10 protein-coding genes are annotated in these 12490 nt (G+C 39.9%); 3 read left to right on the forward strand and 7 right to left on the reverse strand.

Annotated elements, in window-relative coordinates; all coding sequences use genetic code 11:
- Positions 1-56: 56 nt before the first annotated feature.
- Entirely contained in the window at positions 57-1568 is a 1512-nt protein-coding gene (locus tag KTO63_RS25245) for an amidohydrolase family protein (protein WP_217794927.1), read from the forward strand.
- Between the two features lie 201 nt (positions 1569-1769).
- Here the strand turns inward: KTO63_RS25245 and KTO63_RS25250 are convergent, their stop codons facing one another.
- The 7 genes from KTO63_RS25250 to KTO63_RS25280 all read right to left on the reverse strand — a co-directional run bounded on the left by KTO63_RS25250 (position 1770) and on the right by KTO63_RS25280 (position 10599).
- Positions 1770-3371 (reverse strand): hypothetical protein, encoded by a 1602-nt coding sequence (locus tag KTO63_RS25250; protein ID WP_217794929.1) that lies wholly within the window; start codon positions 3369-3371, stop codon positions 1770-1772.
- On the reverse strand, positions 3361-4377 hold the full coding sequence (locus KTO63_RS25255; RefSeq protein WP_217794931.1) for a caspase family protein: 1017 nt from the start codon (positions 4375-4377) through the stop codon (positions 3361-3363). Before KTO63_RS25255 ends, KTO63_RS25250 begins: the two co-directional genes overlap by 11 nt.
- A gap of 9 nt (positions 4378-4386) precedes the next feature.
- Positions 4387-5898 (reverse strand): hypothetical protein, encoded by a 1512-nt coding sequence (locus KTO63_RS25260; protein WP_217794933.1) that lies wholly within the window; start codon positions 5896-5898, stop codon positions 4387-4389.
- A gap of 78 nt (positions 5899-5976) precedes the next feature.
- On the reverse strand, positions 5977-6534 hold the full coding sequence (locus tag KTO63_RS25265; protein WP_217794935.1) for a hypothetical protein: 558 nt from the start codon (positions 6532-6534) through the stop codon (positions 5977-5979).
- A 193-nt stretch (positions 6535-6727) separates the two neighbouring features.
- On the reverse strand, positions 6728-8314 hold the full coding sequence (locus KTO63_RS25270) for an amidohydrolase family protein (RefSeq protein WP_217794937.1): 1587 nt from the start codon (positions 8312-8314) through the stop codon (positions 6728-6730).
- Positions 8315-8381: 67 nt separating this feature from the next.
- A complete protein-coding gene (locus KTO63_RS25275) occupies positions 8382-9653 on the reverse strand; it encodes an amidohydrolase family protein (protein ID WP_217794939.1) in 1272 nt (423 codons plus the stop codon).
- Complete coding sequence (locus tag KTO63_RS25280) at positions 9640-10599, reverse strand: hypothetical protein (RefSeq protein WP_217794941.1); 960 nt, start codon at positions 10597-10599, stop codon at positions 9640-9642. The genes KTO63_RS25275 and KTO63_RS25280 overlap by 14 nt, the downstream gene beginning before the upstream one ends.
- 420 nt (positions 10600-11019) lie before the next feature.
- On the opposite strand from KTO63_RS25280, the gene KTO63_RS25285 reads away from it, so the two are divergent.
- Together KTO63_RS25285 and KTO63_RS25290 are read left to right on the forward strand one after the other, a co-directional pair.
- The gene (locus KTO63_RS25285) at positions 11020-11463 is read left to right on the forward strand and encodes a hypothetical protein (protein ID WP_217794943.1); all 444 of its coding nucleotides are present in this window, start codon (positions 11020-11022) and stop codon (positions 11461-11463) included.
- A 355-nt stretch (positions 11464-11818) separates the two neighbouring features.
- A complete protein-coding gene (locus KTO63_RS25290) occupies positions 11819-12430 on the forward strand; it encodes an RNA polymerase sigma factor (RefSeq protein WP_217794945.1) in 612 nt (203 codons plus the stop codon).
- Positions 12431-12490 lie beyond the last annotated feature (60 nt).

Raw genomic sequence — 12490 nt, forward strand, 5'->3', positions numbered from 1 at the left:
TTCGGCTCATGATTTTAAGCGCCTTCTTTATTTATTTTATCACCTAAACTCATCGTATGAAGTCTCATTTCTTTGTAGACATGCATTGTCATCCTTCTATCAAAGCATTTGCCAGAAGTTTTAAGAAGACTCCTGGGGAGCAAAGCGAAAGTCCCAATGACTCAACTTCTATCTGGCATAGAGACGCTCCGTCTGTTTTCGACAAGGCTAAAAACTATGTTTTGGGGTTAACAAACTTTATTCAAAGTGACGGAAACAGTCTCATACAGGGGAGAGTGGCTGTTGTTTGTTTGTCCTTTTATCCGCAGGAAAAAGGATTTTTTATCAATAAGCTCGGACAAGGCATCGAGTCCGATACACTTACAAAACTTGCCACGGAATTTGGACAGCAAAGAATTGATCATATACAGGCAATGGATAGTTACTGGGAAGATCTTAAAATTGATATGAACTTTTTGCGTCTCTGCGAGAATAAAGAAATAAAAGTGAACGGCAAGAAAGTCAGCTATGTTATTGCATCTTCTTATACAGATATTGAGGAGGCAGATAAAGAGGGTGCGTTGGGAGAAACCAAGATTGTATTTGTTCCTACCATAGAAGGAGCACATGTATTTGATCAGGAAATGAACTGTTATGAACCGTGGAATACCTATCCGGCGGGAGTGCCTGAGGATAAGTTAAAAATAACGTTACAAAGGGTGCAGGAGTTACGGGAAGGTAAGGACGGATTAATAAAACCTCTGTTTATGACATTTGCGCATCATTTCTGGAATGGCCTGAGTGGACATTCAGAAAGTCTTGCGGGGATTGTTAGATGTGTTGCCGATCAAACAAACGGAATGGAGCAGGGTCTTTTTCAGGCAGGCGTGCAGGTGATCGATGCAATGTTAAAAGATCAAACGGATGAGGAGGGCAAAAGCGTACCACCGATTTATATTGATGTTAAACATATGAGCCGCCAGGCAAGGCTACAATATTTTGATTTATTAAAGAACTATCCTGGAAAAAACATCCCGGTTATTGTAAGCCATGGTGGTGTTACAGGGTTGTCTTCTCCCGGAGGGCAGAATGTTACGCCTGCGTCACAGGAAGGTCTTTATATGACGAACTCTATTAATTTCTTTGATGATGAAATATTGAAAATAGAGGAGACGAATGGGGTATTCGGTATTCAGCTTGACGAAAGGCGCATTGGCTCTAAATCCGAATTACGAAAGGCGAGAGGTAATACCAGCAAACGTGATATACTGTATGCCTGGGCTAAACTTGTATGGAACCAGGTTCGGCATATTGCTGAGTTGCTGGATATGAATGGACGTTATGCATGGGGGATTCAGTCATTGGGTACGGATTACGATGGCATCATCGACCCCATCAATGGTTATTGGACCGCCAAAGAACTCGACGATTTGGATGACTACTTATTGATGCATGTTTACAATTACCTGAAGGGTACGAAAACACCTTGCCCATTGCAACAGGAGAGAAATAAAACCGTTACGCCTGAGGAAGTTGTGGACAGGGTGATGACGAGTAATGCGCTAAATTTATTGTCAAGAATTTTTTGATAAAATCAACAGCGCGGTATAGGCACCAGACTAGATTATTATTACAAAGCAACAATCTGATACATCGTGTTAGTTCAATTTCTCAGATTGTTGCTTTGTTGTGTCCAGTAGATCAGTCTTGCATAATAGAATTGCATGGATGACGATGTTTTTCCAAAACCTTTCACGTTTAGCAATCGAAACTTCGTCAAGACTAACAATCTATATTTCATTATCCTTTGGTTTCGAAAGCGTGGCATTAAGCGCTGCCATATTGGTGGCGAAGTTTTTCACCGCGTTAGGATTAATATTTCCTGCATTCGGAATTTGGCTCTGAAAGAACTTAGAAAGGTATTCCAGGTTAGGCATATCTTTCAAATGCTCGCGAACAAGGTTTGGTGTAATACTTAGTTGCGAAGCGATCGAATTAATGTCTACTGGTCCATTACCGGGATCGGCATTCGATAGATGGTTGAAAATTGAATTGGATATCCAATTGGAATGATCTGACTCGCTAGCAGAAAAAAATGGAATATAATTCAATGAGATATTTAGTTTCAGTACGATTTCATTCTGCTGTGGCGAAATTGATTTATCAGAAGGAGATTCCTCGATTGACGGCGCCTCATTTCCTCTGCGATTTGCTTTTTCTTGTTTTGAATGCTGTTTAATGTCGGTTATGGGTTCGTATGACGTTAGTACTGTGTCGTACTTCAATTTGGCCACTGCTTTTTCTGCTGCACTGCCGGCAACAAACAAATCCGGCAATTGAACAGAATGGTTTATAAGGATTTTCATACCAACAAGAAACATTGGAGGCTGCGATACTTTAATTTCTGGGTCTATCGCTTTACCTGAATGACTGTCGGAAAGTAATCTGAGCGCAAGGATATCCGAAGCAAAATGATTTCTAAGAATTTTATTTTCCAGATTCCTCAGTATAATTAGAAACAGGTCGTTGTGTTCTGTATCATTACTCAACAGATAACAATAAGCAACGGCGATAGCCAATACAGGGTTCTCCCATTTACCATGCGCTGCTTCTCTAATCAATGACGGTGGTACATAATAAATTCCATTCTGTATCTTTTGCAATAGGGCATCCAACTTTAGCTGAGTTATTTCGTTCTCCCGAAAACCGCTACCATCTCTAACTATTAGTATCCTTGCTGTACTAAACAGTGGCATATCCTTATACATCATAAATAACTGCGTTTGCCAATTTTGGAATATGAACAGGGGCATTTCTGTTTTCACTTCTCCGTTATAAACAATGGAATAATTACCTTCCTCAAGGGCAACGTGAAATGCCATCCAGCCATAGTTCTTATCGTTCGCAGTATTGCTGGCATCCAGCTTAAATAATATTTCTCTTTTATCGTTCAGGATATAAAAATTTTCATAGAGATCATGCTTTTCCTCAGCCGCTTTTACATCAGGGTATCGTATGAATAAAAGCAACCCTCCAACTTCCGTTGATTTGTCTTTGTTAACGGACGCTGTAAATTCTTTGCTATATTGTATGAAAGGCTTTGCATAATATTCATGTGAAGAAGCAAATCCTGATGAAACCATAGAAGACCAGGATGCTGGCTGGTCATAGGTTTCATCAATGTCTGTAGAAACCCGGTAAATATTGTCTTTGACAAATTCGTTAAATTCAATTCTTAATTTATAAAAGCCGGGTTCTAAGATTTCAGACAACATTTCATATTTCTGGGTTACCTCTCTGTCGGATCCATCGAAAAGTCGGAGTGATACAAATTCCGCCAAGATTCCCCTAACCGTGAATTTGAATGAAAGGGTCTTTGTGTCAGTATTCATATGTGAATTGAGTTTGGTCAGATGGAACAATTATTTTTTGAATGCCACTATCATCAGACAAACTGATATAATATCTGCCAGGTTGCAGCAATATGGTAAACGGCGTGGAGGAATCGCCCTGGTGTAATTCCCCAAGATTGGGATCCTCTAGCTTCACCTGTTGATTCGGGTTTTTAAATGTAATTGTCACTGATACTAATTGCGCTACCCGGGATTCACAAATCGTTACATCTCCCGTGGTATTCTGAGCATCGTATCGCGGAACCTGAACCAGATTTTTTTTCGCGGCAAGAGCCGGCAAATCACTGCTAATAAAATCGCGCAAGCCTTCTGCTGTAATACGATTGCCCTTAGAAGTATCACACGCGCCGCCTTTTAAACCAGAAAGCAGCGAAGTAGTGAATAGGCCATTAGCTTGGGGACTTCCCGGTTGTAAATTATTCGTTACTTCAAAAGCGCTGGACTCAAACTCAGTTGCAGAAAAAACGAAAGTACTTGTTGTGGCTGAGGCCGTGGCAGGCCTTGCATTAGAAAAGTAGGGCTTTGCGCCTTCAACTCCTGCGATCCTGTTCCTGCAGCAGTCAAGGAAAATAAAAATTTCTGCAAACAAGCCTTTGTCAACCAGGTGCTGTTTGTACCTGGAGGACGATAGTGCATAGTCGCGAAAATCGTATGTCCATTTGGGAAGTACAAGCGCAGTTTCATTTGTGTTGATTCCCAGCCCGTGACCGTTAAAGTAAAAATATAGTCTTCTCGGTTTAATATCCGAAGCGGAAATTGCATCAAAAATATCCTGAAATGCCTGATCCACCTGGTCCTGCAAGGGAAGCAGCGGATCGGTACTGGACAAAATCAACTTGCAATTATCTGGTGGCAGATCCCCGCCTGAAGTGCTTTTCAACCAATCTGCAAATAACAGTGCATCAGTGCCGGGAGCTGTGAGAGGTTGCAGTGCCACATAATCCTTGATACCGATGATTACAGCGAAGTCTTGTGAGTTAGGCATATGAAAATGCTATGGTTGATTGATAAAATACATTATACTTAACAACGTCTTTTCGTCATTGTCGAAATCGCCGTGTTTGCGCGACGTTGACCTGAAACCATCGTGGCCCGGTTCCTGCGTCACAGAATAGATTGCCGTATCTGCAACACGCAGATAATCAACAATTGGCTCCAAATCTTCCAGGTCGTATGGTGGGTTGCCGACTGTATGGCGTTGCAGGCCCAATAGCGGCGCATCATAGTCCTTTCCTTTATTTTCGAGCAGACCAGAAATAAAATAAAGCAACGACCAGGGATATAACACCGGCACCAAATGATCCTTTGTTTCAACAGCATCCTCCATTGTGAAATACCGCAGCCGTTTAAACCTATCCTGATTTTTCAAAACATTTGAGGCAAAAAGATCGCATCTTACGGCAGGGGCCATGTAAGTAATGTCCCGGAATTTGAGAGATGGAAATTGACTCTTTGCTGCCACAAGCATTTCGGCGATTGCAATGGATCCGGCTGAATGCCCTATGAGGTCTATTGTCAATTCGCCGACTTCATCCTGATACTCTTTCAGTTTATTCAGCAAATAAGTGCCTACATACCAGTTCTCCGCTTCTCCGGAAAAATCATCCTGTGTCCACATATTCTTTGCCTTCTCCTGCATGTTGCTCCAAAGCCACGAGCCAATATCTGCGATGTAGAATTCTCTCAGAATTTCTTCAATAATGGTGGGATAGAAGCCGTGGTTCCTGTGCTTAATGTGTCGTCTTATAACTTTTACTGTAATTTTTACTGCAGAAACTATCAAGGTTATGGGGTTCACTATTCCTTTGGCAGTTGCCCCGTCGCCCATCATGTGAATGTTGTCCTTTCCCATCAACTTTGCTTCCTCATCCGGTTTCTCAGCTTGCGCCAGCGCTATCAACTCCGGATCGTCTGCAATTTCCTCTTCCATTTCTGCGGTCACTTCCGGTTTTAGTTGCTCCTCGATTACCTCATCTGATTTTGGACCCGCTTCTGCCAAATTTACACTCACTGATTTTTTACCTTCATTTACCTGGTAGTTCTCAAATGGTGCCACTTTTTTCAGTTCCATTTCTATTTCTGCTTCTGTAAAACTGCTTATCCCTTTACTGGCTACGCCTAATAGATTTACGTCAATCCCTAATTGCCTTCCGGCAACCTTGATAATTTTTACGAGAAGTTTTTTAAAGAATTCCGATTGATAAATGGTATCAAAATTTTGCTTGATCGTTTCAAACAAACCCGTTTCCCAAACAAAGCTAACGGGGTGTGCGGCTGTGTTGTCTGTTACATAGCCTGTAATTCGTTCTGCGGTATTCAATCCGGATGCAGCGCTCACTAACCCACCGTGAAAATAGAGGACGATTTTTTTCTGATCTGTCGCGCGGAGATGGTCTATTATTGAATCGAGATCGGTGGCAGTAGTGTCGGTTTGCTCATTACCGGACGGCTTGAAAGTGCCGTTTTTGCCAAGGTTTACGTAATAGATTTTTTCTAGATTAGGCATAATTTAAGATTTTGCATTGATAATTTGATGTTGGGATTTTTTTGAAAATGCGCATTTAAGAACTTGTATTCTTATGATCTAAATCCAATTCTTTGCTTTTTGATACCGTTCAATTATTCTTGGTATTAAAAGAAACACGTAAAGGGCAACAAGTGCAAAAACGAACGATAGGATAATATATAACCAGAATTGTTTTGTGTACCATATCAAGTAAAGAAAGACCACGATGAGCGCCACAACTAGAAAAAAGTTTGGTACAGGCAGGATGCGGTAATTTTTCTTTTTGGTAGAAATTGGGAGCATGCCTGTTTTCAACAAATCAGGTTTATATATCGACTCAAAACCGAACAAATCATCAGAGGCAACGACATTTATTTTCTTTTCTATTTGAGCCTTGTATCTTGAAGCATTGATATACATGAACCCCAGAGAGAAGAAGTAGGTTACCAAACCAAGAAGAGCTAACGGCATATATTTAATCAGTCCTTCAATATGATCACCATACCCGAATGCTATAGCTAGTACTACCGCAGAATATAGAAAACAACGAATCATTTCTGTGAGATAACTTTTGCTTTCACCGCTAACTATCTTATAGTTTTCTATTAATACATCAATTTTTTCTTTGTCTGTCATTAGATTTGATTTTTTAGGTTAATTGATTTGATCATTGCAAAATATTTTGTTGGTAGGGATATGACTTGAATTCCAATTGGTCCCATCCTGAATATTATTCAGTTTTTTCAAAACCATATTCTTAGTTTTGAGACTATTACTTTTTAAAATAGAATGCTCGTGTGGAATGTCACGAAACAGGCCCAGTAATATTTTACGGAAACAAAAGCGCAAGACGTTTCATCACGAAGTCTCTGCCGTTTTCAAAAAAGAGTTTATTCGCAAAGTCGCGCACGTCAAAACCAGTAGGCAACGCTACAATGTCTTTATTGGCTCTGGCGAAAAAGGGGAACTGATCAATAAAAAACTTTTTAAAGCTGTCCATGCTTTCAACTGTCGGGCAGCACCAAATGGGATTGATCAGGCCATCAAAATCAGAACCGATGCATACTTGTGTAAGCGCCTTAACAGGATCATAACCTCCGTTTGTTGCCACTTTAATCAGATGTAGAATGTGTGACATGAAATGACAGAGGTGATAAAATGAAGCATCAGGATTAACGGTTCCTCCTTCCAATATTTCCTGGTTGGTAATACAATAGTCTTCAGTCATTTTTTGTCCCGTAGTACCTTTAGTAAGGAAGTATTGTTTCTCCTGCTTTGATATATATTCTTCTTCGTATGAAAGATCCATTAAAGCATCAGCACGATCTATTGCTTCTGTAAATCCCAGTATTCTTTTGTCGAGAGAAATACCAATCATTCCACCCGACTGCAAAATTGCAAGAATTTCTTCGTCGTACAAGTTGATGCTGCTTGGGTTAAATGAAGTCCACGTTGTTGACTGGTACACTTTTGGTTTGTACCATAGAACGTAACCATACCCGGTATTATTCTCTTCTTTGTATTCTAGATAATCAGGAATGTCTTTAAAGGAGAGACCTGTAAATCCGGCGTGTGTGCAAATCAATGGCTGATTAATTGCAGCGAAATCAGGTGACGTTCTAAGTTGTTCGATCAAAAATCGTCTTGCTCCAACACTCATATGTTTTAAGTCAATCATCACATTTTTCTTGTAGCAAGCTGTAACGATCTTAATACCTTCAGGCGTAATTTCTTTTCCTTGCGGCTTGAATGCATCATTGCTCACAAACAGTATTCCATATGCGTGATTGGCAAACGGGTATTGTTCCATGTGAGTAAGGTTTACTGAAATCACAGGAAAATTTAACACACTGGTAAAGTCATTTAAATTATCTATGACATCATTTGCGAACACTTTGTTTTTCTCATATGAATTTGCAAGGGTATGGGCGCCTTCTACAGTAAAGACAACATATAGTGTTGTATGGTCGTCCTGATTGTAAGCCACGCCCTTTTGCAACACAACAACTTTCTTATCCTGTACATTGAAGCGTGCTGGATCCAACAACACTTTCAGGATATCTTCTTTAACCACCTGATACGGATTAGGATTGGCGCCATTGACGCCATTTAAAAAGTCCAATTGGTTTGGATTAAGATAACGACTCAATGTTCCCTTGGCCTGCTTATTAAGAAAAGGATCTGCAGTTATTGCCCTTTCAGGGGCATAGGCTGCTACGCAAACAAGGTTGCAATTGTTTTTGATGAGCTGAGTCAAATTAGACTGCGATGTAAGTATATATTCAAATTCGCTGCACCATTTAAGCACCCAGGGAATAGCCTTAACATCAAATTTGTCCCATGGACTAGTTTTGGAACTGTCTTGTGAAAACAACGTCTTCAACGTAGCGTGGAGATGAAAATCAAAGTATGGCATATGGATAAAGTTTAAGATTTCTTAAGTTGTTTATTTGAAAAAGATTTCTGTTTACTGTGATCCTTTCCTATGGTGTAGGTTGGAAATATTTTGACCCGCCAAGAAATTTCTCGATGCTGTAGTGCGCTGCGATATCCCATGCATTTCCACTTACACTCGCATCATGCCTGAATTTTTCATAGGTGCCCATTTCTGGTCCTTCCCGTTCAGTCAGGAAGTAGTCGGTGCCAAACATAACCCGACCTGCATAGGAAGGGTTTTGTATATCTGCTATCATTTGATCGTGAATTGTTTCATCAGCCAGGGCATATGAAATGTCAGTATAGAGGCTGGGGAATTCTGTCATCATGCTTTTAATTTGAGTATACCAATTTTCATTTTTTGCCCCATAAGGTCTTAAATCTTCTTCATCAGCTTTTTCGGGTTTAAGAATTGCATTGATTTGGTTTCCGCCACCAAAATGAGCGAGACACAATTTTAAAGGTGTGCCGTTTTTTTTGAAATAATCCATCAGTGTATAAAAGGCGTAGGGCTCCATAAAATAGGAGCAACGATTAAGATTATTTCTTGATTTTTGCCTACCCATAATCCATCTGCCAAATTTCTTCTGGTCACTATAAGTGACTCCGTTCGGCGGATACATTGCATTGCCATTGTACGGGTCGTTCGATTTAATAATGGTATTAATGAAACCTGCATCATTGTTATATATTCCTCCCAAAAAGTTACAATGACTAAGTACCGGAACATTGTTCTCTGCTGCCCAGGCGAAGGTTGGTTTTAGTTTTTCGTCAAACGGATAGAAACCCATGCTCGGGTACATCTTTAATCCTACAAATGGATAAACCGTTCTGTTGTTGCCCACATCAATTTTCTGTTCAAAATATTTGATCACAGTATCTCTTAGTTCAAATCCGTTGCTTTTCCATCGGGGATCAATGCCAAGAAAAAGCAACAGGTTGTCGGGAAACTGTTTTTTTACACTAATAATTTCTTCGAGTTGCCCTTCATAACCTGAGGATGATTTGCCCGCTCCGCATTGCTCCATTTCCATTGTTAAAGCAACAAATTTGAAAGAGGTATCCTTGTATTGGTCTTTTAATTGTCGAAATACTTCAAGTTGATTTCTGCTTTTGCCAATTTTGAGAAAAGAGGCATAACGTTTACCGCCGTTACCACCAACGTTTTCAAGTATTTTTTGAATTAGCCAGGAGCCTGCCTGAACATCAGTAATTTTATCAACCAGGTTGGCAACGGCCTTTGGCAGGTACAATTGAAGAAAATCTTTCGGCGCATTGTTCATGGTGAACGAATGCGTATGAACGTTATAGTACTGCATTTGAAGGGATTTTTGGTTTAGTGGAATAGGCTTTTTTCAAAACATCAAACCAAAATGGCGCGCCAAAGGAAACAGCAAAGCCGGATATCACAATGCCCAGCAGTTTCCAAAAGAACCAGCATTTCGTTGCAGGATGTTGTTTAAAAACGCTATAGTCATAACCCACAGGAAGTTCGACTGCTTTGGCAAGACTGTCCAGGCTTTGCGCCACTTGTTTGGGAGGTGCCTTTAATAATGATTGCGCGGAATCTGCAACGTAATTTTGATAATACCGCTGAACGGCCTCTCGCGATTCCGGATGAATTCTGTAAAAATTAAAAAGCTGTATACTGTCTACATTCAAAATCAATGCAGCGATTAATCCGAAAATAAACAACCGCTGCCGCATGCGTTTTTTATACCACAGACTCAGGCGCTCTTGAAACTCATTATACCAATCAACAATCTGCTTTACCAGGTTGTCATATACCACAGATTCATTGTTAGATGGTTTTGCGGACGAGTCATTTAATTCGGCATTATTCATTGCCATTCGTAGGAAGGTTACCACGTCACTTCGCTCGAGCGTTGTTACTGCACTCTTGAAATCGTTGAGTACTTTGTTTTGATAGACTTGAGGTATAAGATTCATTTGCGCAGCATGTGAACTCCCCAGTACTTCTATAAAAGTTTTAGCGAAAAGTTTAGGCTCAATATCATTGGTGGGTTTGTTGTATGCCCTGGAGAGCAGATCAACAGAGCCATGCATATAAATGAGGCTGGCCCAGTTAATATTATTTGCTTCATCCCATAATTGCTTCAGTAAATAAGTTTTCATGAAGCGTCCCCGCTCAGCAAGGACTTGCGCAACAGCTTCCTGTATGAGGCCCAGAAAAATGGCAAAGAGCGCCCAGCTGACAATAATGGATAAGGCGATCTGTATGATCGGCAGATCAAAAAAGTTCATGATGGAACGGTTTAGGCTTGTAAATAAATGTGGAGAGGGTTCTCGCGTAAGTTATCCGAAGGGGAGGAATTATTTCTTTAAGATAAGGTTTTATTCAATATTCCAATAGCTGTTGTTATAAAAAATATTTAGCCTCTCAGGACACCATTGTGAACCAGATCTATATAGAATTGGAAGTGACGAGGATTTTGTACAAAGTATTTTTTAGATTAGGATGTAATTTGATAGGAGATGCCCATACAACAAGTCCGTAAGTATATCCTAAAATAGATAGGATAAACAAAACCTTTTGTATCTTTAATTAACTCCGTCCCTTATCACACATAACTATGCATCTCCTCTGCCTCCACATTAATGTTCTTTAGTGCGATCTGAAAATCACCACCGCATAATTCCTTTTTTCAACTTTAAAAATCAAAGATGGAAAACAAATTTAGTCATCTGACACATGCTGAAAAGGTGTTCATAGAAGCTCAGTATACGACAGTACTGGATGAATTGAAGTCAAAAATATTTCGGGGTAAAATAATAAAACGAATTCACTCCGAAGGATATAATATTGAAGAGGCCGTAAACCTCTATGAAATGATTGCTAACAATGAAGAGAAAACAAGAATTCTGACAGCAGAGTTGAAAAAAGAGATTGTCGAAGAAAGAAGCAAAATGGAGAATGAACAAAAAGCTGAATGGGAAAAAATTGAACGGGAAATGAGAATAAATAATAAGAAAACCCAGGAACATTACTCTAATGAACTGATAAGAAAGGAACAAGAAAAGAAGCAAATGAATGAAGCGCTGCATACTTTTGGACATATGGGCATGCACGCCGGAATTCATCTTTTAAGGATGATTTTGGGAGGTTAAGATAAGGACAATTCCATCGATACAACTCAAAAGGGGAAAGGAGTGTTTGGCAAATTGCCGTAAACTTACCATGTGCAACATTTGAAGATACACAAAAAGTTAGTGGTGAAAAATCGTAATAAATAGATAAAATAAAGGTGGTTTTTTATCTTCTATTTTTTGATCTTGCCTTGTTATAGAAAATCGTAAATGATATCAATCGATTGCATGAGTTAGGCATTACAGTATTGATACACGTTATAGTATGCATACCTTTGTTCTCGCTGTTGAACAGCCAACGAAGAATGTGTGGCGTGTAGAAATATTTTCTATTTTTATTTGAGAGTAACCAAACTAAAATAACAACTTGCGGGATTTGAACAGAGAAGATTGTCATATTGAACCCCTGCTTTTACAGGAGCTGGCGCAAGGATCGTCGTCTGCGTTTGATAAGCTCTACTACCGCTATTACGAACCTGTACGGTTGAACATCCTGAAAATTGTAAGAGACGAAACAGTGGCAGATGACATTCTGCAGGAAGTTTTTATCAGTTTATGGCAAAAGAGAGAAAAATTCTCATCATACGAAAAGATCGGCGGTTGGCTTTTTGTTACCAGCTATAACCGTTCTCTGAATTATTTGCGCAATCTGTCTGCAGAACGGTTACGACAAAAAACTGCAAAAATAGTTGACATTTCCCGTGACTGGCCTTTGGAAAACAGTTCCCAGGAAATGCAATTGCAATTGTTGGAGGAAGCCATTGCGCAATTGCCACCTCAGCGTCGCAGGGTGTTTGAGCTTTGCCGGTTTGAGGGTAAGAGTTATGATGAGGCTGCTACCGAACTTTCTATTTCCAAAAACACCGTTAAGGAACATCTTGTCCGCTCCAAGGAATCGATCCTTTCCTACGTTCATCATCAGCGTCCGCAAAATCAAAAAATCACAGCGTTGGCGCTTGCTTTCGTGTTTGAAAATTGTTTTTTCTAAAAAAAGTTACAACAGAACCACCCTTTTTAGCAGGGCCGGTGTTTTTAGGAAAATTTTATT

Origin of the sequence: Pinibacter aurantiacus (assembly GCF_019130065.1) — a bacterium.
Classification (GTDB): Bacteria; Bacteroidota; Bacteroidia; order Chitinophagales; family Chitinophagaceae; genus Pinibacter; species Pinibacter aurantiacus.

Excerpts from the sequence above, each read along its gene's own strand:
- KTO63_RS25245 (WP_217794927.1), top strand. The coding sequence starts at position 57 with ATGAAGTCTCATTTCTTTGTAGACATGCATTGTCATCCTTCTATCAAA.
- KTO63_RS25250 (WP_217794929.1), bottom strand. The coding sequence starts at position 3,371 with ATGAATACTGACACAAAGACCCTTTCATTCAAATTCACGGTTAGGGGA.
- KTO63_RS25255 (WP_217794931.1), bottom strand. The coding sequence starts at position 4,377 with ATGCCTAACTCACAAGACTTCGCTGTAATCATCGGTATCAAGGATTAT.
- KTO63_RS25260 (WP_217794933.1), bottom strand. The coding sequence starts at position 5,898 with ATGCCTAATCTAGAAAAAATCTATTACGTAAACCTTGGCAAAAACGGC.
- KTO63_RS25265 (WP_217794935.1), bottom strand. The coding sequence starts at position 6,534 with ATGACAGACAAAGAAAAAATTGATGTATTAATAGAAAACTATAAGATA.
- KTO63_RS25270 (WP_217794937.1), bottom strand. The coding sequence starts at position 8,314 with ATGCCATACTTTGATTTTCATCTCCACGCTACGTTGAAGACGTTGTTT.
- KTO63_RS25275 (WP_217794939.1), bottom strand. The coding sequence starts at position 9,653 with ATGCAGTACTATAACGTTCATACGCATTCGTTCACCATGAACAATGCG.
- KTO63_RS25280 (WP_217794941.1), bottom strand. The coding sequence starts at position 10,599 with ATGAACTTTTTTGATCTGCCGATCATACAGATCGCCTTATCCATTATT.
- KTO63_RS25285 (WP_217794943.1), top strand. The coding sequence starts at position 11,020 with ATGGAAAACAAATTTAGTCATCTGACACATGCTGAAAAGGTGTTCATA.